The sequence below is a fragment of the Dehalobacter sp. 12DCB1 genome, assembly GCF_004343605.1.
Taxonomy (GTDB): Bacteria; Bacillota; Desulfitobacteriia; order Desulfitobacteriales; family Syntrophobotulaceae; genus Dehalobacter.
Genome location: NZ_POSF01000002.1, coordinates 128868 through 148954, shown reverse-complemented (window position 1 = coordinate 148954; position 20087 = coordinate 128868). Strand labels below are relative to the sequence as shown.

The window sequence follows — 20087 nt, the reverse complement described above, 5'->3', positions numbered from 1 at the left end:
GCTGCTGGAAATACAATAACTAATAATAAATTTTAAACCATTTTCTTAAAAAATACCAGCGCCCAAAATAATTAAGCAGAAAAAGAGAGTCTTTTTCTGCTTAATTATTTTACATTTACCAATTATATTGGAAATGCATTTTTTTTCAATACCTATTTTCGTAATTCTTATCTTTATTTTTATTGAATTAATTTTCCGGCAGGCGTGTCCACAACCCTGCTGATTTTTTCTTCGGTCCCATTCAACGCATTGATGTAGACCATATACTCCTCTCCAAATGCCGTCCCTCTAAATTCATAACAGAAGGCTTCATTTGTTCCTGCTTTGGAGATGACGGCCATTTTTACTTCGATAATCTTGAACTCCTTACGAAGTTTTACTTTGGCTTGTTCCAAGGTGAGCACGCGATTTAACTCTCGTTTATGATGATACGCATAGTAAGGATTGGCATCAAAGCCAATAATTTGTCCGTTGTCCGTTGCTATCGTCAGTCTAATTTTATCCGGATATAGCAACGCCCCGTTTTCTCGCGGAACTGCATCAACCATAATGTAAGAACCAATATCCTGCGAAGAAGTGACAACCAGATCCCATCCAATCCGAGAGAGAGAAGCTTTGGCAATATTGATCGCTTTATTGACATCAAGCTGACGGTCTCCTAATTCACGCTGATCTTGGTAAAAGGTAACAACACCCCCCTTTTTACTGACTTCCAGGTAACTGGTTTTATACGTGAGATTGAATCCGCCGAGGGGATTCTCACTTAAACCGCTTAGCTGCGGGACTGCTCCTGTCTGCCCTAGATCTTCAAGAAAACGCTTGCCAACCTCAATGGCTTTGCTTTCATTAATTTCTCCTCCCGGTAAGCCAAGTGGCTTATTCACATAATGTTTATCCAGTTCTCCCTGATATGAAAATGGAGGATATTTCTGAAGGCTGACATCAAGCTGCTTCAACCCGCCTCTGACGGAAGTCGGCGTTTGGGCAGCTGCCTGTTGATTTTGCTGATTATTTTTTTCGCTGTTTTCATCACCCTGAGCAGCGGTTTGAATGGATTTTCCAAGACCGATTTTTTGCAGCAATCCTTTGGGTTTGTCCACCCAGGCGAGGTTCTCGGAATTAAACTGATTGTAAACTTGCTGAACCGAGCGGTTGATTTCTATTACTCTTTCATGCATTTCGTTCAATGTGGCCTGCTCCTCATCACTCATCACAGCGGCGGCAGCCGTCTTGCGGGTCATGGCCTTGCTGAAATCGCTGACCTGGTTGATAAACGTGTCAACATAGCTAATCCCGACTTCGTCTGCCGGCAGCTGGCCAAGCCGACTGACCGCACTTTCGCTTCCCTTCCAGGTTTCTCCGAGATAAAGCACCCTTTGGGCCGCGCTGCCCGCAACCTTGGCTTTGGCTATACTTGTTTCCACCTCGTTTAACGATGTCACAAGATCCGTGAAAGCCCTCGAATACTGGTTTTCCGTTTCCGTCTTATACTCTTTAAGTGCCCTGAACTCGTAATAGCCCCAGCCTAGAGAAAAAATCAGCACAATTCCTAGCGTCAAGGACAGCCAGGAAAGCAGCTTTTTTTTTGATTCAGCGTTCATCGGTACCCCTCCTAACGTGTAAAAATATGTTTGCCGATTTTCTTGATCTGCGGTCTTGACCAAACAAATTTATTGGTGGTCTTAGCGGGATTAAAATAATAGACCGCTCCATTCGTCGGATCTGATCCGTTCATTGCTTCCCTGGCTGCCTTAATGGCGGTTTCATCGGGTTGAAGGTTGATTTGACCGTCATCTACTGCCGAAAAGGCCTTTGGCTCGTAAATAACACCGGCTATGGTTTTCGGGAAGGAGGAACTTTTAATCCTGTTCATGATACACGCCCCGATCGCGACCTGACCGATATACGGTTCACCGCGGCCTTCCGCATAAACACACCGGGCTAGCAGTTGAAAATCAGCGTTCTTAAAGCCCACCTGCTTCCCGGAAGAGGTAGTACTTTCACCTGTCAGTCTTTTTAACTCCCGAATTGTTTTGTCTCCGGCTATGCCGTCAGCTTTTAATCCTCTGTTTTTTTGAAATCTTTTAACAGTAGCCACGGTTGACTTTCCATAAATACCGTCAACTTTTCCGACCTGATACCCGAGTTGGACCAGTTTACTCTGCAAGGCTTTGACTTCAGAACCTCTGGAACCCTTAGACAGTGTCCGGTCTCCAAGAGCAGCCTGACTGGCAGCAGAAAGAAGCAGACACAGAATAAGACTTACCGTTATAATACTGAATATTTTTTGTTTTCTTTCATTAGAATTTGGATCCATACTTTCACCTCACCCGAAGTTATTTTTATTGCACCGCATTTCTTTGCTGTTCTTCATGCCAGCTCCGATTCAGCTTTCTTCTTATTTTGGCTAGGTTAGCAGCAGTTTATCCGCCAGCATATTAATAAATTTCTCTGATAATTACATAAAATATAAGGACATTGCCTTATTATTTGACTTTTTAATCAAGGGTAAATGGATCAAAATAAACCCCGGCACGATATACACTTGATCGTACCGGGGTTAAATATTGACCAAAGATGGACAATTTCTGGTTTATTGATTATTCTCAGCAAAAACGTCCTTGAACACCTGAACGGCTTTGGTGCTGTCCACAGAGTATCCCATTTCTCCGAGTGTTTCGCCGATGATTCCGAGCGCTTTGCAGAAAACATCATTCGTGGTATTCCCCATATGACCTAATCTGAAGCCTTTTCCGGCTAAAGAAGCGAGTAACCCGGCCACAATCAGCCCTTTCTTCGCAAGTATGGCTCTGAATTCGGCATCGTTGATGCCTTCAGGATAAAGAATACAGCTTAAAGTCGGGGCCGCGACTTCTTCCGCAGCAAAAATATTCATGCCCATGGATCTGATCGCCGCACGAATTGCTTTGCCAATCGCTGTATGCCGACGATAACGCGCTGCCGTTCCTTCGGCCGTAATGATTTTCATGGCTTCTGCATAGCCATAGATCATATTGATCGGGTGGGTCGCAAAATATTTCTGCGGCTCTTTCATGATCGGGCTCCAGTTGTTGATATCCATATAGTAACTGCTGACACCATCCATTTTCGCTCTGGCTTCCAGGGCTTTCGGTCCGAAGGCCACAATTGCTAGTCCGGGAGGAACCCCGATCGCCTTCTGAGATGCGGTCAAAACAACGTCAATCTTATAATCGTCAGCACCATAGGCTTTGCCCATATCTTCTTCCAGTCCGGCGGAAGCACATACACCATCTAATATTAAGAGCACACCATACTTTTTGACTGCCGGAACAACTTTGTCCAGATTTGCAGCTACTCCCGTTGATGTATCCGCATGGGTTATCGTAACAGCTTTGAATCCACCTTGCTGCAGCTTTTCTTCAATCTGAGCCGGTTCAATTTGTTTGCCCCACTCAGCAGCCAGCACTTCAGCTTCAATCCCTAAAGCTTTCGCGACTCCGATAAAGCGGTCCCCAAAATAGCCATGGCTAACGATGAGCAGCTTCTCACCTCGGGCAAGCGTATTGGCCAGTGCCATTTCCATGGCCAGTGTTCCGGATCCGGCGATAACAAAGACTTCGCCATCCGTATTAAACATTTTTTTGGTCTGGGTGAGTGCTTCGCTAAAAATACCTGCAAAGCGCATATCCGTATGGGACATTGTTTCCCGGGAAAGTGCCTCATAAATTTCATCGACTACAGGGGTCGGTCCTGGAATTAAAAGCATTTCTTTATTGGGCATTGGGAATATCCTCCTTGAAAATAGAACATTAAAAAATTAACCTACATTTAGGGATTATATCATTAATTTAGTTATCACGGCTAATTCTGTCAGAATATTTTTCAATAATTCCACATCAAATATTATCTAGGACTAGCCTGTGTGTCGTTGTGGTCCCTTTCGACACACTTATGTCTCAATTGGGCAAATATGCAAAAACAATTTTTGCTAGAAATCTGCAGACTTCACAGTTCTCGGAAACGGTATGACATCTCGAATATTGGAAATCCCGCTTAAATACATAATCAGGCGCTCAAAGCCTAGCCCAAAGCCTGCATGTTTTACCCCGCCATATTTTCTGAGTTCGAGGTACCAACCATAATGCTCCGCATTCATTCCGAGCTGAGCAATTCGTTTTGTCAGCAAGTCTGTTCTTTCTTCTCTTTGACTGCCGCCAATGATCTCACCGACACCCGGAACAAGCAGATCCATCGCAGCCACCGTCTGCTGATCATCGTTTTGCCTCATGTAAAAAGCCTTAATCTCCTTAGGGTAATCTGTAATGAAAAGTGGTTTTCCAAATACTTTTTCGGTTAAAAAACGTTCGTGCTCGGTTTGCAGATCTAATCCCCATTCCACAGGATAAGCAAAATCCATATTGGCTTTCTTTAAAATTTCAATGGCCTCGCTATAGGACAGATGTCCAAATTCCGAATCTAAAACATTATTCAGCCGGGCCAACAGTTCTTTATCAATAAACTTGCCGAAAAATTCCATTTCGTCCGGGCACTGTTCCAGTGCATAAGTAATCAGATACTTCATCATCTCCTCAGCAATATTTTGGATATCGTTTAACTCTGCAAACGCAATTTCGGGCTCAATCATCCAAAATTCAGCTGCATGCCTGGCTGTATTAGAGTTTTCCGCCCTAAAAGTCGGTCCAAATGTGTAGACATCTTTAAACGCAAGGCAAAAACTTTCGGCATTAAGCTGTCCGCTTACCGTAAGGTTTGTCTCCTTACCAAAAAAATCCTGCCGGTAATCCACTGCTCCCCAGTGATCACGCGGAAGATGATCAGGCTTCAGTGTGGATACCCGAAACATTTCTCCTGCTCCCTCGGCATCACTTCCCGTGATAATCGGCGTATGCACATAAATAAAGCCTTTATCCTGAAAAAACTGATGCACGGCCATTGAAATGACAGACCTCAGTCTGAATACAGCCGAGAAAGTATTGGTTCGGGGGCGGAGATGCGCAATCGTTCTAAGAAATTCCAGACTGTGCTTTTTCTTCTGCAGCGGATAATCAGCCGGACAGGCATTTTCGATTTGGATCTTCTCGGCTTTTAGCTCAAAAGCTTGGTTTATACCCGGAGAGAAAACCAGCACCCCTTCCGCAGTTAAGGCGGAACCAGCTCCGAGTCGGCTGACTTCGGAAAAGTTTAACAAATTTAGATCGTAGACAATTTGTAGGTTTCTGAAACAGCTGCCGTCATTGAATTCAATGAAACCAAATTCTTTGGATGCTCTGACCGTCCTTACCCAGCCTGATATTTGCAGACGCTCCCCAATCTTAGACTCTGTTGCATCATAAATTTCCTTTACAGCTATACTGTTCATCATTAACTCCTGTTTATAATTGATTCACCCTTCAGTTACTCTAGCTTCACGTTTAGTTATATTTGCTGTTTGTTCTTGCTCTCCCGATATTCCTGGACAGCTTCGCTCCACTGATTTCTGGCCATATTGACATATTTTATATATCGGCTTTTATCAGGATGTTCACTGACTGTAGAAAAATATTTGACAGCTTCATTGTATTTTCCTAGTCTGCGGTTCAATTCACCGATCAAATATAAAATCTGAATTTCCGGAGTCGATTCTGGATTGAAATCCGTATAAAGAAAAGATTGCTCATATTCAGTACAGGCCAGGTTTATAAATCTCATCTCTTCTTCAGTAATTCCGGCTCCACGGTAAATCCACGCCAGGCGGTGGCAGATCCTTGCCAGCACAACATGTTTTTCTTTGATCAGCTGGGCAAAGTAGATCGCTAGCTTAAACGTTCTGACTGCCATCTGATAATCCCGCTCTCCGCAGAAGTCTTTATTGTGATCCATCTTGCCGGAGATCTCTTCGAGGGTTTTTTTACGAACACTTTGTGCCGTGATTTTGGAAAAATCCTCTGTAAAAGAAAAACCGCAATGGGGACAAACCATGACATAGTAGAATAACGGATTATTATCATCTTGTTCAAATATCTGGCCAAAATCGCTGTCGACCTGGCGCGGCTTAATGAACCTTGACCGGATTTTTTTGGTCACGAATTCCTGACCACATAAAAGGCATTCTACTTTTTTGTCGTAAAGAGGCTCGAGCTTTTCAGTTATATCCTTTTTTTCCATCATAATCCTTATATTTCCTTCTCATCTTTAAAATTATCCTATCCATATTTTATTCTTTTTTCAGAAATAATCTATAGGTTATTTTTCTTGTCTTTGGGAGGTTTCGGCCCAAAAAACTGATAATAATGGCACTCGATTCTTCCATTATATAATTTCCGACTTTTATCCCACCTTTTTTTAATGAACCTTTCTGGTTTTGGCAGTGAAGTGAGCATATGCAAGGACCAATCCTGGAGTCTTTCCAGAACCTCACCAAGTTCCTGATAAGCAGTTTCAGCTTCTTCTGCTGTTCCGAGCCTTTGCCCGTAGGGAGGATTCGTAATGATACAGCCATATCTAAATCTGGAGCGGGCTTCTTTGACCTGTAGCTTCTGAAAAAATATTTTTCCTTCCAGACCTGCTTCTCTGGTGTGTTCTCTGGCTAAGCGCAAAGCAGCTGGATCAATATCCGAACCATAGATCGCAAGTTCCGCATTTCTTTGCCAGAGATTTTCTGCTTCTTCTCTTGCATTTAGCCAATGTTTTTCCGCAATGTTCGTCCATCGTTCAGCCGAAAATGCCCTGGCTAGACCAGGCGCCCGGTTCTGTCCGATAAAAGCTGCTTCGATCGGAATCGTTCCTGTTCCGCAAAAAGGATCCAGAAGAACACGGCCGGGGTTCCAGTAGCTAAGATAAATCATCGCGGCAGCAAGTGTTTCTTTTAACGGAGCATCCCCGGCCATTTGCCTATAGCCCCGTTTGTTTAATCCCTTACCGGAAGTATCGATGGTCAGCGTAACCGTATCTTTCAGAATTGAGACTTGTACGGCATAGAGAGCTCCTGTCTCTTCAAACCAGCTGACGCCATAGGTATCTTTCAGTCTCTCCACAATCGCTTTCTTAACGATTGCCTGACAGTCTGGAACACTATGCAGCTGAGATTTAACCGATTTTCCGGTCACAGGAAAACAGGCGTCCACCGGTAGCCATTCCTCCCAGGGCAATGCTTTCGTTTGCTGGAATAATTCTTCAAAACTCCGTGCCTCAAACTCGCCCATCTTCAAACTGATACGGTCCGCACACCTCAGCCACAGATTGGCCCGGCAAATCCCTTCTTCATTTGTCTCCCATGATACCTTACCGTTCTGAACTACTGTATTTTCATACCCTAGATTTTTAAGTTCCCTCGCAACGACAGCTTCAAGCCCAAATGCCGTTACTGCGACCAGTTCAACCCTTGCCATATCAAACACTCCAGTAAAGCTAAATTTTAAGCATAATCCACATCAAAAAATTACATTATTTACTAACTTTTTTACATAAATAAGATTTCTTTCTATAACCAAAATAAATGGACAGGCTTTAAAACCATTGGAAATAAACAATTTTCTTCTAAAAAACAGTCAAATTATTTTTTTTTGGCCTTTGACAGGCATCAACATTTTTCTTCCTTATTGTAGTGTATACTGATAAAGGTTGCAAAATAAGAAAATTTTAGAAGGAGGAACGACAGTTGAGGCCCGTTGTAATGGTCATCGACGACGACACAAGTATAGCCAATCTTCTGTCAACAATGCTGATTGGCAACGGCTATACTCCAATTATCGCGTCAAATGGATATTTAGCTCTTACTATGCTGAAGAGCTGCCCTCACCCTAATTTGATTCTCACAGACTATTCCATGCCTATACTTAATGGCTGTGAATTTATTGAGAAGATCTCAGCTCAAAAAAATCTGAAAGATATCCCGGTAATCATGATTTCCGGTTCAGATATTGAAGAAAGGAAGCTGCCGAAAACCACAAATTTCAAGGGGATTATCCAGAAACCGTTTAAAATCAACACGGTTCTTGACGTTATCAAGCATCACGCAATCGATCATTGCGATTCTTCACTTTATCCTGCTTAAATTCGCACTTAAATTCCAAACAGAGTTTTCGTATTAATCGATATATCGGAAAAGGTGTCAAGTCAATAATAACCATAATACGCAAAAAAGGCAAAATTGATGCCTTTTTTTCTTTAGATCTTTAAACCCCTGCAGTCTCGGCAGTGTTAAAAGTCTTTGTTTTTATAGATCCGGACGGAAACCTTGAACGAAAGTACCAACAGAACAATTCCAACAACAAGCATCATAAGGTAAATGACCGGATCGGCATACCCATTCAATATCATAATAAGCTGCTCCAATCCCTGACTTGTGGTTTCCAATTCATCGGCAGGCATTTTTGTCAACTGACCCACCGCGCCAATAAGTCCAAAAATAACAAACATAGAGATGAAATTGGCCCACCTGGAACGCATATAACCTAAACGATAATAGAGGGGCAGGTAAATCGAAATATATAAGCTCAGTAGCAACACGACAATTCCGAGAAAACTTACAATGCCCTGGATACCGCCCGTCAAGCCGGGGAAATTAAATAGATAAAGAATCATACTTTCCGGAATGATGATAACCATGATAATCAGCGCATAGACAATTGCAGACAGATATTTGGCTAAAACAATTTCTTTTCTGTTTATTGGAAGACTGTTGATCATGATTTCCCCATTATATTTGAAATCATAACTATTTGCATAAATCAGCATGAAATAGACACCTAACAGAAGTTGCACTCCCGCTATTCCCGGACTTCTGTACATCGTGCCCGAGATCGAGATGCACAAGAAGAGAATAATGAAAATATTACTTTTTTGAACCATTAAATCTTTTAGTATGATTCGCCACACTTTTACGTTACCCCCATTCCTGTTCTGTTAACTAGATAAATCATAATTTCATCCAGCGTGGGCCTTTCGACAATGATCTTTTCTTTCAGCGCTGGCAAGATAACCTCCAAATCAGCTGTCAGCCCTTCAAAGCCGACACTGCTTTTGCGTAGACCAATGAATTGTTTTTCCAGAGAAGACTCTAGCAGGTAATTGGGGCCCTTAACTAGAGAAAATCGCTCCAGAACCTGATCTTTTTCACTGGTAAATACGACTCTGCCCTGATTGATAAACGTAATATAATCTGCAATCCTCTCCAAATCTGAAGTAATATGCGTAGAAAAAAGTATGGCTTTATTTTCATCCTGCATTAGAGAGTAAAGAATTTCGAGCAGTTCGTTTCTGAACACAGGATCCAGACCGGATGTCGGTTCATCCAGGATAATCAGCTCCGCGTGATGAGAAAGCGCCATGGCCAAAGAAAACTTTGTTTTCATTCCTTTGGATAACTTATCAATTTTTTGTTTTGGGTTTAAGCCGAAATCTTTTAGATACTTTTGAAATAAACGTTCATCCCAGTATTGATACATCGGTGCCACAATTTTTTTCATTTGCTCAATTGTCAATACGCCATAATAATGATTTTCATCGTAAACAAATCCGATTTTGTTTTTAATTTCTTTTTCATCTTTCACATGATCCAGACCAAATACTTTGACCTCCCCCCTGTCTTTTTTCAGGAGATTCATGATCAGTTTAATCGTTGTGGTCTTGCCTGAGCCATTTGGCCCGATAAGCCCCATTACATAACCTTTTTCCAGACTGAATGTGACATCTGAAATCTCAAACTCCGAAAAATGTTTTCCTAATCCCTGGATTTCCAGGATCAGACTGTTGCTGTTCCTTCTGACAGGATCTGCTTCGTTCACTTTATTATCCCCCTTATCTTACCTTACCAGGGTCATATCTTTCATAAACGTTCTTTAATATTTCTGTGATTTCAGCAAGGCCTAAATTCAGAAGCCTGCTTTCCTTGATAACGTGCTTCAACATTTCTTCAATTTGTTTCCGTTTATTTTCAATTCTTGCCTCACAATTTTGCAGAGCAACAAAAGACCCTTTTCCCGGAACAGAGTAAATAAACCTCTCTCGTTCCAATTCCTCATAGGCTCTTTTAGTTGTAATGACACTAATACGCAAATCCTTCCCAAGCTGCCTGATCGAAGGAAGTATTTCCCCCTCGGTCAGATCTCCCGCCAGGATCAATGTTTTGATCTGATTGATGATTTGCTGATAGATTGGTTCTCCGCTCATGTGTGAAATAATGATATTCATGCATCATCCTCATTTATTTAAAGCTAAACCCGGACAAGAGAGAGCATACTGTATATATATAATATACACAGTATGCTCTCTCTTGTCAACGATTCTTTATTGTTCGTTTCTTTCATAAAATTCAATAACCGTTTCAAAAGGCACTCATAAAAAGATATGTAAGACTATGTCGGAAAGGAGTAGCTATGCAGATAAAAACATTATTAAAGACCGCATTCGCCGTGGTTATTGCCTTGCTAATCCAATATCTATATCTGGAAGGACCGGCAATTGCATCCTTCCAAAACGACCGGACGTATGAATATCAGGTGGATAATTATGCAGTCAAAGCACAATTTCCAGCTACAACTGAAGTGCATTTGACTCCCGACAAAGGAGAGGAAATGCGTCTGAACATCTATTTTACGGACAATAAACTCAGCTTCAGGGGATATCTCCAGATCTGGCGGACAGCCGACCTTGAGCATTTCCTTCAAGACAGTAAAGCCAGAAGTACTTATAACTTTATAAGTTATGTTCTAAAACGTACGTCCTTAAATCATTGGAGCGGATTTGAAGAAAGCTGGTCAGCTGATTTTGGCGAAAATGTTATCAGCTCGCAGGAATACTGGCTGGAATTAAATGATAATAATGAAGTTGTCAGAATCTCCTTTTTTACGGACCAGGCTTTTTTCCCGGACAGCACGAGCAGTGCCATTCGTTTGATCCTGGATTCTATATCTGTCAAAAATGACTAATTTGTTTACGGCCTTTCCTCTGATCTTTAGGGAATGACTGGATTCAGTGATATAATACTGTTATTACACATGATCAACGTCTTCTTTCCTAATCTTACCACAGGGAGGAATTGCCTTTGCCACAGGTTAACGGTGAAATAGAAGGTGTAAAAAACAGTATTCTTAAAAAATTAAACGGTTTTTATACTTACCAAATTCCTAGAGACCATTTGTGGACACAGGAACTCATTGAACAACTTGCCGAAATTTCTTCGCAGGTGAACAAGGAAATTGCCGTGTATGCCGACCGTAAAGGCCGGATCACCGATGTCAGTATAGGAAATCACAGTACCGTGAAGCTGGCTGAAGTGGAGCAGAAATGCAGCCTGCAGCGCCTTTCGGGCACCCGCTGTATTCATACCCATCCGAAAAGCAGTGGTTCATTGTCTTCCATGGACATCAGTTCTCTGAAGCAGTTGAATCTTGATGCAATGATTGCCATCGGGATCCGGAATAATCGGGCTGAAGACCTTTATGTCGGCATTCTGTCACCCACGAACATTGAGGAGGTCAATATTTTCGGACCCCTTGCGGCTGATATAGATGACTTTACGTTGCTCTTTCAAAATATCGAAGATGCCGACAATATACTCAGGAAATTGCCTGCAGAAAAAGCCAAAACAAGTGAACGTGCCATACTGGTTGGACTGCAGACACGGTACAGCAGAGACTTGTACGGAATCAGCGAAGCGGAAGTCTCGTTTGCCGAGCTTGAAGAGCTGGCCAAAACAGCCGGAGCCTTGATTGTCGGCCATTTAATGCAAAAAAAAGAAACCCGCGATTCCTCAACGATCATCGGCCCGGGCAAGCTCGAAGAACTTCAGCAAATGATTCAGACAAGCCAGGCTGATCTGGTTATCTTCGACGAAGAATTAACCGGCACCCAGCAGCGCATCCTCGAAGAAAAGCTGGGGTTGAAAGTTCTGTCCCGTACAGGCCTGATTCTGGATATATTCGCCCAGCATGCCCGTTCCAGGGAAGGAATCCTGCAAGTAGAGCTAGCCCAGCTCGAATACAGACTTCCCCGCCTGACAGGAACCGGTGTGGCGCTTTCCCGTCTTGGAGGCGGCATCGGAACAAGGGGACCGGGTGAAACAAAACTGGAAACCGACCGTCGTCATATCCGCTCCCGGATCGCTCATCTGAGAGAACGCCTTGACGATATCCGTAGACAACGCGGCGTTCTCCGCGGAAACCGCCAAAAAAACAATATCCCGGTTCTGTCCATTGTCGGTTATACCAACGCCGGGAAATCTACCCTTTTAAATGCGTTGTGCGGCTCGGATGTCTTGGCCGAGGACAAACTGTTTGCTACGCTTGATCCGACAACCCGCAAGCTTCCTTTAAATAACGGCAGTACGGTCCTGCTTTCCGATACGGTGGGCTTTATTCGAAGACTTCCGCCTAATTTGCTCGATGCCTTTAAATCAACCCTGGAGGAAGTCGTATTATCCGACCAGATTTTGATTGTGGCTGATGCTGCTGATCCCCAGGTCGAAGACCACATCCGGATTGTTGATGAAATCCTGGCAGAACTTGGTGCAGGCAGTAAACCGACCCTGATTGTCCTCAATAAAGTTGACCGTTTGCATCCGGATAACCGGATCAGCTTGTGGCGCGAAACACGGCCCATTGTAGAAATTTCTGCTTTGCAGAGGAGCGGGTTGGAAGAACTGAAGCAGGCCATCGAGAAAGAACTGTTCAGTGACCTCATTCGGGTTAGTCTGGAAATTCCTGTTTCGGATGGAGCCGCCTTGGCCTGGCTATATGCGAATACGAAAGTTCTTGAAGTCGTCTATGACGAACAAGTTACCCACGTCGAAACGGAACTCGCCGCTTCCTTACTGAGCACTGTGGAGAGATATAGAGTCTCTGCTCCATGATAGCACTGCTCATGCCTCTGAACCGGTAGTTCCACTGCCTTTCGCTTTTCGTTCTATTACAGTTGACTTACGCCTACTTCAATTAACAAACCAATGGTAAGTAAAATCCCAAAAAGTGTATTGGTCTGAGCCACACTTTTCATTCCCGGCATCATTTCAGCCGGGAATTTTTTGTTACGGAATCCGTTCAAGGCCTGAAGAGCATTCGGAATACTCAGCAGGACCAATAGTGCCCAGACAGGCAGAACATCTGCCAGGGTAAGTACAACTACCCAAAGATTGGCCACCAGGAACATTCCCGCCATGAATTGTACAGCCCTGCGGTGTCCCAACAAAATGGCGAGCGTATGACGCCCGTTCATCTGATCCCCTTCCCGGTCACGTATGTTGTTGGACATCATGATTGCTCCGATTAGAATCAGATTCGGAACAGAAATTAAAAAGACGTCCCAGTTAATGCTGCCGGTCTGAACAAAATAGGCAATCAAAATAATTCCTGATCCCATAAAGAGCCCGGCCAGCAATTCTCCAAAAGGCGTATAGGCAATCGGGTAAGGCCCACCTGTGTACAAATAACCGACAGCCATACAGCCCAGGCCAATCAGGGCCAGCCACCAACTGCTGCTACTGCAGATGTAAATACCCAGCAGTGACGCAATCAGCAAACAAACCAAAGCCAGACTCAGAACTGTCCCTGCTTTTATTCCGTCCCTGGTTATCGCACCGGCAATGCCAACGGATTCCGCTGTATCCAGTCCCCGGATAAAATCGTAATACTCATTAAACATATTCGTGGCTGCCTGGATTAAGATTGAAGCAATCAGCATTGCCGCTACCAGTCCCCAGTTTAAGCCGTTTCTGATCTGCCAAGCCAGCACCGAGCCAATCAGAACCGGTATGAATGAGGCCGTAAGGGTGTGCGGACGAAACAGCCGCCATAAAACCTTCCTGCGATTTGATTGCATCTTGGCCCCCGAAGGGGATGATTTCGTCTCCATTATGATTGCTCCTTTGATTTAGTCTATGATTTATTCATTTCTTCATCATTCATTCGAAGTTCGTGTTTATCTCGCGCTGGTCAGAAGCTTAAAGCCGAGTGCTCCAAAAATGGTCGCCGAGACAATATTTATAACCTTGGAAAACCCGGGCTTCTTTAAAATCCAATTTCCTAGAGAACCGGCCGAGTAACCGATAAATCCAAAAATCAGCGCAACAAGCCCCATAAAGATAAGCCCTAAGAAAATCATCTGCAAAGGAACGCTGCCAAATTCAGAATTGACAAACTGCGGCAGGAATGCCAGGAAAAAAAGGGCAACTTTCGGATTGAAAACATTCATATAGAAACCTCGCAGCAGCAGGCCGCGGTGATCGGACCCTTGTTGGTCAACATCGGCAGTCAGCGGGTCATTCCGATGTTTGATCGCTTTATATGCCAAATAAAAAAGATAAAGCGCCCCGCAGGTTTTAAACAGAACAAAGGCGACTTCTGACGTCTTAAATATGACAGATAGCCCCAGCGCCGCGGCCAACGTATGAACCGAATTACCCAGCGTCAGCCCGATTGAGGTAAAAATGCCTGCCTTCTTTCCCTTGGCTATACCCTGGGTTATCAAAAATACAATGTCCGGACCGGGTGCCAAGATCAGTACAATGGACGAGGTAATAAACAGCAGGACCGCAGATAATGAAAACACGTTCAGTTCTTCCTCTCTTGATCTAAAGCTCCGGATCGATTGCCTTTGGATAGCAGCCTGTAAACTTCGGCATAGATTTCGCTTAAGGGAAGGTCATGCTCCCTGGCAAGTCTTTTACAGTCTTCATATTCAGGTTTTGATTTGATTCTTTCCGCATCCAAATAAGAACATTTTACATTGACCGGACCGTACCTAGTCTGCACCAGCATATTCTCCCGGCGGAGCATCGTTTTTTCAACTGGATAGCTGCGTAAGCCAATCGCCGATGTTTCCCGCAAAATAACTTCCCTGACAGCTGAAATCGCTTCCTTATTGACTAAAGCGCTTAATTTTGACCCCGGTCGCCCCTTCTTCATGATCACCGGGGTTTTAAAGACGTCCAGGGCTCCGGCAGCAACCATCTTTTCTTCAATATATTCATAGAATTCCGGATTCATATCATCAATATTCGTTTCCAGCATCCACTGTCTTTCCTGCTGTCTGAATCCGGGAGCAGTCTTTTCCGCTCTCTCCCCAAGATATACCCGTAGAATATTGGGTATTTCCAAATCCTGCCGGCCAATCCCATAACCGATCCGGTGAATGATTATATCCGCATTGTCTGTATATTCTTGAACATTCGCAGCCAGAATAGCCGCTCCTGTAGGCGTCGTTGTCTCAAAAGGCACGATTCCGGTCTTTACCGGGACACCCTGGAGCAGCTCTGTTACGGCTGGTGCAGGAACCGGAAGCAGGCCGTGTTCACAGCGCACAAATCCACCACCAAGTTCCACACTGGAAGCAACGATCCTGTCAGCTTGCAAATATTCCAGACAAACAGCCGACCCGACAATATCGAGAATCGCATCCACAGCCCCGACCTCATGAAAATGGACCTGATCGGCCTTTATTCCATGAACCCTTGCTTCCGCATCCGCCAGAATGGAAAATGTCCGGATGCTTCTGTCTTTCACAGCTGCTGACAAATCACTTTCCCTGATCATTTTAGTGATATCAGCCAACGCTCTCGCCTGCTGGATGGAATGGTGGTTCACGGGATCTTCAACCGTTATCTCTACGCGTGTGCCTTCAATTCCATGCTTGCTTTCAGAACGGATGTTCATTGTATATTGCTCATTGATTTGAAGTTTAGCCAGCTCAGCGAGTAGATGATCCTTTGGGATGCCAAGATCGAGCATCGCTCCGAGATTCATATCTCCACTTATGCCGCTGAAACAGTCGTAATAGATAACTTTCATCAGCCACCTCTTTTTACAGTTGCCACTACATTTATTCCCAAAAAATCCCCCGCCGGAATGAGTACTGAAATAATCAGCCCCAGGATGAACAACTCCAACATTCTGATACCCTCTTTGAATCTTATTATACAAAATATCTTCGCTTAAAAATATCCCATCAGAAAAAATAATCCCGTAATCGGTAATCATAGGCCCCTACAGCGGCCGGATCTGCGTCAATCAGTGTAATGAACATAGGAAGCTCTTGGCAGACGGCAGAAAACCCTAAGCCTCTACTTGCTTAGGGTTTGTTCTATGTGGAACATTCATAAATTGAGCTTATAAAGTCTTTGCCATCTCATTTAATTCTCCGCACATTGCGGTAATTTCCTCAATACTGGCTGTGACTTGTTCTGTTGCTGCAGCCTGTTCCTGGCTGGCATGCAATGAACTTTTACTCATATCTCCAGCATCATTCACTTTGTCTTTGATGGTATCCGTTAATTCCTGGATCCGGGGAACAGTGCTCTTAGATTGTTCTGAAAGCTTTCTTATTTCTTCCGCCACAACACCAAATCCTCTGCCTGATTCCCCGGCTCGGGCAGCCTCAATTGCTGCGTTCAGACCAAGCATTTTTGTCTCGTCCGCTATTTCTTTTATGAAGACAGAAACCTTATTAATTTCTTCAGAAAGGCCGATAATTTCCTTAATATTGTTGTTCAGATTTTGTTCGTTGGAGTGAATACTCGTAGCCTCCGCTGCGAGCTCTTCAATCGCTGCAGAAATTGCAGACAAGCCGTCTTCAAGATTTCCTGAAATAATGCGCAGGTGTGCTGCTGTTTTTTTGGGGATAATGACTCCTAGAGAAGCAACTATTTCGTCAGGATTGTCTTCGTCAAAGAGCGGGTAATTTGTTTCTAAAACAGGGAAACCGTATATCTCTGCTCCACCTTCTTCTGAAATAGGCTTTTTCGTTTTGATGGTCCGAGAAGCAACATCTTCTTCCTGAATAACATGGCCAACAGGAAGAGACGATATATCAAATTTTCGAGAAGCCTGCCGGTAAACAACCTGAGTTAAATCCGTCATGTAAATAACCGAACCTTCATCGAACATCTCAGCCAAAACAGGGGCAAAATCCTTAAAGGCAGCAGCCACAGGGTGTAATTTCGGTAGAAAAACAGAAAATGTACCAAAAATATTGTCGGTATCATCAATAATTGGCATAGCGACAATGATGAGCCGTTGACCATAGACGGTTCGGGGAACATTTTGTGAGACTGTTTTTTTATTACGCACTGCATTCATCATCACGCCGTTACTCTCAACATGATACCCAACCTCAAACGAATCTAAGTGAAAAGAATCTGAAGAAAATCTCCAAACAATTGTATCTCCTTCCGTTACGCAAAACATAATTCCGCCCGGAACCAGATGGCCTAGAGTTTCTGCCAAGGATTTGCATGAATCTAAAGCCGAAAATTTAATCATATTTGTTCCTCCATTTTTAACTAACAGATGCAAATATTTCGTTTTTTAATTTTGTGACATCCAGAAGCATAATCAAGCGATCCTCAACTTTACAGATCCCTTTGATGCAGCTATTGCCTAAATGGGCGATTTCGACGCATAAACTTTCGATGGACTCTTCACCTACACTCAGAACCTCGGAAACATCATCCACAATATTGCCTAAAAGCATTCCTTCCAGCTTAAGCACCAGTAACCGGCTGTCATTTTCTGTTTCCGTGTTTTCAAGACCAAATCTTTTTCTAAGGTCTACCACGGGAATAACCTGATCTCTGAGGTTTAACATACCTTCTATGAACGAAGGCATGTTCGGCATTTTGGTAATGTTCTTGGGAATCCTTATTATTTCCTGAGCACAAAAAATGTCAATGCCGTAATATTCTTTGCCCACAGCAAACACTACCATTTGAATGTTTTTCAAAATATCACCCCCTTTTTTATAATTATTTATATCGTATTTTTTATGCTATCGTTTAAATAGGTTATATTTATATCAAAAGATAGACTAAATCTAATAATCCCAAACAAAAACTTTTTTAATAAATTTAAACATCTTTAAAAATGAGAAAAAAGCAACAAATATTATTATAGCTTTATAAATAATTAATATTGATAAAATATTTAGATAATTGAAACAATATTTGGCTAAACGTACTAGACAAACGAAGGAAAGGAGAAAAATGTGATGCAGCAGAAAGAAATAGTCAGAAAAATTGTCGAAACGTTTTATGGTGCTACAGAAATTACAACCTTGTACGTCCCGTTAACACTGGTTAATCGCCCTTCAATTCTAAGAGGATCCAACTATACATTCTTGATGGACTATTTTGAGTTTGGTGAAATCATCAATTTTCTTACAGCTTTGTTTGAACAAGACTCTTTTGACTTGAATACTTATCATACTGTTATTACCAAGAACTTCTTTGTCTATAACATTGTGATGATTGGGTACAAAACAAAAAAAATAGGAGCGGTGGTTTCTGGGCCGCTCATCGTTCATGATCCTCCAGAAATAGTTCTGGATAATATTCTCAGGTCTCAATTATTATCCTTTCAGAAAAAGCAGGAGTTCAAGAGCGCATTGAAAACAGTGCCTTTGACCACTTTAAAACGTATTGATTACCTAGGAAGATTTCTCCTTGTGTTATGTAAACCCAATGTCAAGACATTAGTCGGCTCGAAGCAAAATTTTCACTGCTGGGAAGAAAGAGATCCCAAGGCAGGATATAAGAATTTGCTTAATCCCTGTCTGGAGGAGGATAGAAAAAGCCATTATGACATGATTTATTTTTTTCTTAAGAGTGCTAGAGATAACATCATCCGCGGAGATGAAAAAGGAATACAACTGCTTCTCAGAAAATCCGGGGACTTGCTATGGCAAACACGGGCCTACGATGAGCAATATATTTCTTCCCTAAAATTAAATTGCATCATTACAGGCAGTATCTGCTGTCTTTACGCCATTCAGGGAAATGCTCCCTATGAACGGATGATGTCTCTGCTGGAGCGTTTTATTGTCAAGATAAATAAACAGAGTTCACCTGAAGAGATTATTATTCAAATGGTAGAAATCTCTAAAGTGTTTACACACGCCGTTTCTGTCTTAACCTGTAAGGAATATTCGATCCATATAAACCGGGCTTTACAGTATATCAAACGTTATTATGCTGAAAAGATCACTTTAAATCAGCTGGCCAGGTATCTTGGCTTAAGCCCTTCATATCTTTCCAGTCAAATAAACAAAGAAACACACTTAACACTTGCAGGCAATATTAATAAAATCCGGATTGAGCAAAGCAAGGATCTTTTGCTGAATTCCAATAAGCCCATAAAGGAGATTGCTGATGCGGTGGGGTATAACTATCAAAACCATTTTAATTCTATTTTTAAAGGTATAGTTGGGATGACCCCGCTAGAATTTCGAAAAAAAGGATTCTTAAGATAAATTAAAACATCCGGCACATGCTTAAATGCCCCGGACGTTTTTTAGTCTCTATTATCAAATTTCTAGGAACAAGTCTTTTATTTATCCAGATGTCGTCTAATCCCAATATCGGAGATTTCTTTAAGTTTCTTGCTTCGAGGCGTATACGCGGGCACACCTAACGCCTTACAATGTCAAATTGTTAAGATGTAGGTGTAGTTTGACCATAGGTCAAAATTTAGAGCGAATAAAGAAGTGCATTGCAAATGGCTGCAGCAACATTGCTTCCGCCTTTTCGGCCTCTGGCTACGATGTAGGGAACGCCGGAAAGCATGATCAGCTCTTTAGACTGCACAACGTTGACAAAGCCGACGGGAACTCCAATCACCAGTACCGGCTTAATCTGTCCTGAGCGAATAAGCTGGTCCAGTCTGATCAGTGCTGTAGGTGCATTTCCGACGGCGATGATCAACGGTTCCGGAATGGTACTGGCCTTCTCCATGCAAACAGCCGCGCGTGTGCTGCCCTTTTCCTTTGCTTCCTGTGCTACATCCTGATCGGATATAAAGCAGTAAACCTTTCCGCCATATGCGCCTAGTTTGCCGGCATTAATTCCAACGCTGGCCATTTTTGTATCTGTTAATATCGATGCCCCATTTTTAATGGCACTAAGCGCAATCTGCACGACATTGTCGGAAAAACACAAGTTATGGACATAATCAAAATCCGCCGAAGTATGGATCACCCGCTTGATGATTGGGGCTTTCTCCATATCCAGTTGAATATCCCCAAGCTCTTCCGTGATGATTTCAAAGCTTCTTTTTTCAATCTCCTCTGGCAGTACATTTTCAAATCGATGCTCCATGATTATTTACCTTCCTACTTTTTCT

19 protein-coding genes are annotated in these 20087 nt (G+C 42.9%); 4 read left to right on the top strand and 15 right to left on the bottom strand.

All coding sequences use genetic code 11. The features are described 5' to 3' along the window. Window positions 1-179: 179 nt before the first annotated feature. The 6 genes from C1I38_RS01340 to C1I38_RS01315 form a co-directional block, all read right to left on the bottom strand. Window positions 180-1601 (bottom strand): PepSY1/2 domain-containing protein, encoded by a 1422-nt coding sequence (locus C1I38_RS01340; RefSeq protein ID WP_119775518.1) that lies wholly within the window; start codon window positions 1599-1601, stop codon window positions 180-182. Window positions 1602-1612: 11 nt separating this feature from the next. Continuing rightward, window positions 1613-2317 carry a spore cortex-lytic enzyme gene (gene sleB / locus C1I38_RS01335; RefSeq protein ID WP_119775516.1) on the bottom strand — a complete coding sequence of 235 codons (705 nt, stop codon included), beginning with the start codon at window positions 2315-2317 and terminating at the stop codon, window positions 1613-1615. A gap of 276 nt (window positions 2318-2593) precedes the next feature. Then, a complete protein-coding gene (locus tag C1I38_RS01330; RefSeq protein WP_020491972.1) occupies window positions 2594-3763 on the bottom strand; it encodes an alanine--glyoxylate aminotransferase family protein in 1170 nt (389 codons plus the stop codon). A 207-nt stretch (window positions 3764-3970) separates the two neighbouring features. Then, the gene (gene asnS / locus C1I38_RS01325) at window positions 3971-5362 is read right to left on the bottom strand and encodes an asparagine--tRNA ligase (RefSeq protein ID WP_020491971.1); all 1392 of its coding nucleotides are present in this window, start codon (window positions 5360-5362) and stop codon (window positions 3971-3973) included. 56 nt (window positions 5363-5418) lie between these two features. Next, on the bottom strand, window positions 5419-6150 hold the full coding sequence (locus tag C1I38_RS01320; protein WP_119775514.1) for a DUF2225 domain-containing protein: 732 nt from the start codon (window positions 6148-6150) through the stop codon (window positions 5419-5421). A 68-nt stretch (window positions 6151-6218) separates the two neighbouring features. After that, the gene (locus tag C1I38_RS01315; RefSeq protein WP_020491969.1) at window positions 6219-7370 is read right to left on the bottom strand and encodes a class I SAM-dependent RNA methyltransferase; all 1152 of its coding nucleotides are present in this window, start codon (window positions 7368-7370) and stop codon (window positions 6219-6221) included. A 269-nt stretch (window positions 7371-7639) separates the two neighbouring features. Between C1I38_RS01315 and C1I38_RS01310 the strand changes: the two genes are divergently transcribed. Then, window positions 7640-8035 (top strand): response regulator, encoded by a 396-nt coding sequence (locus C1I38_RS01310; protein ID WP_243103691.1) that lies wholly within the window; start codon window positions 7640-7642, stop codon window positions 8033-8035. 146 nt (window positions 8036-8181) lie between these two features. On the opposite strand, the gene C1I38_RS01305 is transcribed toward C1I38_RS01310, so the two are convergent. Genes C1I38_RS01305 through C1I38_RS01295 form a run of 3 tightly spaced genes read right to left on the bottom strand, consistent with a single transcriptional unit; the run spans window position 8182 to window position 10173 of the window. Then, entirely contained in the window at window positions 8182-8859 is a 678-nt protein-coding gene (locus C1I38_RS01305; protein ID WP_020491967.1) for an ABC-2 transporter permease, read from the bottom strand. Window positions 8860-8861: 2 nt separating this feature from the next. After that, window positions 8862-9767, bottom strand: a complete 906-nt coding sequence (locus tag C1I38_RS01300) for an ABC transporter ATP-binding protein (RefSeq protein ID WP_020491966.1) — start codon at window positions 9765-9767, stop codon at window positions 8862-8864. 13 nt (window positions 9768-9780) lie between these two features. Next, on the bottom strand, window positions 9781-10173 hold the full coding sequence (locus C1I38_RS01295) for a GntR family transcriptional regulator (protein WP_119775513.1): 393 nt from the start codon (window positions 10171-10173) through the stop codon (window positions 9781-9783). A gap of 185 nt (window positions 10174-10358) precedes the next feature. On the opposite strand from C1I38_RS01295, the gene C1I38_RS01290 reads away from it, so the two are divergent. Next, window positions 10359-10910, top strand: a complete 552-nt coding sequence (locus tag C1I38_RS01290) for a hypothetical protein (RefSeq protein ID WP_119775511.1) — start codon at window positions 10359-10361, stop codon at window positions 10908-10910. A gap of 116 nt (window positions 10911-11026) precedes the next feature. Further along, on the top strand, window positions 11027-12832 hold the full coding sequence (hflX, locus tag C1I38_RS01285; protein ID WP_119775509.1) for a GTPase HflX: 1806 nt from the start codon (window positions 11027-11029) through the stop codon (window positions 12830-12832). A gap of 56 nt (window positions 12833-12888) precedes the next feature. Here the strand turns inward: hflX and C1I38_RS01280 are convergent, their stop codons facing one another. From C1I38_RS01280 to C1I38_RS01260, 5 genes are all read right to left on the bottom strand, one after another. Beyond that, entirely contained in the window at window positions 12889-13830 is a 942-nt protein-coding gene (locus C1I38_RS01280; protein WP_119775508.1) for a 1,4-dihydroxy-2-naphthoate polyprenyltransferase, read from the bottom strand. 66 nt (window positions 13831-13896) lie between these two features. After that, window positions 13897-14526, bottom strand: a complete 630-nt coding sequence (locus C1I38_RS01275) for a LysE family translocator (protein WP_119775506.1) — start codon at window positions 14524-14526, stop codon at window positions 13897-13899. A gap of 2 nt (window positions 14527-14528) precedes the next feature. Further along, complete coding sequence (larC, locus tag C1I38_RS01270; protein ID WP_119775948.1) at window positions 14529-15764, bottom strand: nickel pincer cofactor biosynthesis protein LarC; 1236 nt, start codon at window positions 15762-15764, stop codon at window positions 14529-14531. Window positions 15765-16082: 318 nt separating this feature from the next. Beyond that, window positions 16083-17234 carry a methyl-accepting chemotaxis protein gene (locus C1I38_RS01265; RefSeq protein ID WP_119775504.1) on the bottom strand — a complete coding sequence of 384 codons (1152 nt, stop codon included), beginning with the start codon at window positions 17232-17234 and terminating at the stop codon, window positions 16083-16085. Window positions 17235-17250: 16 nt separating this feature from the next. Further along, the gene (locus C1I38_RS01260) at window positions 17251-17694 is read right to left on the bottom strand and encodes a chemotaxis protein CheW (RefSeq protein WP_243103689.1); all 444 of its coding nucleotides are present in this window, start codon (window positions 17692-17694) and stop codon (window positions 17251-17253) included. Window positions 17695-17958: 264 nt separating this feature from the next. Here C1I38_RS01260 and C1I38_RS14175 point away from each other — a divergent pair, with 264 nt between their 5' ends. Continuing rightward, window positions 17959-19218, top strand: a complete 1260-nt coding sequence (locus tag C1I38_RS14175) for an AraC family transcriptional regulator (protein WP_243103688.1) — start codon at window positions 17959-17961, stop codon at window positions 19216-19218. Window positions 19219-19435: 217 nt separating this feature from the next. Here the strand turns inward: C1I38_RS14175 and C1I38_RS01250 are convergent, their stop codons facing one another. Next, on the bottom strand, window positions 19436-20062 hold the full coding sequence (locus C1I38_RS01250) for a precorrin-8X methylmutase (RefSeq protein WP_015044961.1): 627 nt from the start codon (window positions 20060-20062) through the stop codon (window positions 19436-19438). Window positions 20063-20087: the final 25 nt, after the last annotated feature.

What these genes read in the sequence shown, in the direction of transcription:
- C1I38_RS01340 (WP_119775518.1), bottom strand. Translation starts at nt 1,601, where the DNA reads ATGAACGCTGAATCAAAAAAAAAGCTGCTTTCCTGGCTGTCCTTGACG.
- sleB (WP_119775516.1), bottom strand. Translation starts at nt 2,317, where the DNA reads ATGGATCCAAATTCTAATGAAAGAAAACAAAAAATATTCAGTATTATA.
- C1I38_RS01330 (WP_020491972.1), bottom strand. Translation starts at nt 3,763, where the DNA reads ATGCCCAATAAAGAAATGCTTTTAATTCCAGGACCGACCCCTGTAGTC.
- asnS (WP_020491971.1), bottom strand. Translation starts at nt 5,362, where the DNA reads ATGAACAGTATAGCTGTAAAGGAAATTTATGATGCAACAGAGTCTAAG.
- C1I38_RS01320 (WP_119775514.1), bottom strand. Translation starts at nt 6,150, where the DNA reads ATGATGGAAAAAAAGGATATAACTGAAAAGCTCGAGCCTCTTTACGAC.
- C1I38_RS01315 (WP_020491969.1), bottom strand. Translation starts at nt 7,370, where the DNA reads ATGGCAAGGGTTGAACTGGTCGCAGTAACGGCATTTGGGCTTGAAGCT.
- C1I38_RS01295 (WP_119775513.1), bottom strand. Translation starts at nt 10,173, where the DNA reads ATGAATATCATTATTTCACACATGAGCGGAGAACCAATCTATCAGCAA.
- C1I38_RS01290 (WP_119775511.1), top strand. Translation starts at nt 10,359, where the DNA reads ATGCAGATAAAAACATTATTAAAGACCGCATTCGCCGTGGTTATTGCC.
- C1I38_RS01280 (WP_119775508.1), bottom strand. Translation starts at nt 13,830, where the DNA reads ATGGAGACGAAATCATCCCCTTCGGGGGCCAAGATGCAATCAAATCGC.
- larC (WP_119775948.1), bottom strand. Translation starts at nt 15,764, where the DNA reads ATGAAAGTTATCTATTACGACTGTTTCAGCGGCATAAGTGGAGATATG.
- C1I38_RS01265 (WP_119775504.1), bottom strand. Translation starts at nt 17,234, where the DNA reads ATGATTAAATTTTCGGCTTTAGATTCATGCAAATCCTTGGCAGAAACT.
- C1I38_RS14175 (WP_243103688.1), top strand. Translation starts at nt 17,959, where the DNA reads ATGCAGCAGAAAGAAATAGTCAGAAAAATTGTCGAAACGTTTTATGGT.
- C1I38_RS01250 (WP_015044961.1), bottom strand. Translation starts at nt 20,062, where the DNA reads ATGGAGCATCGATTTGAAAATGTACTGCCAGAGGAGATTGAAAAAAGA.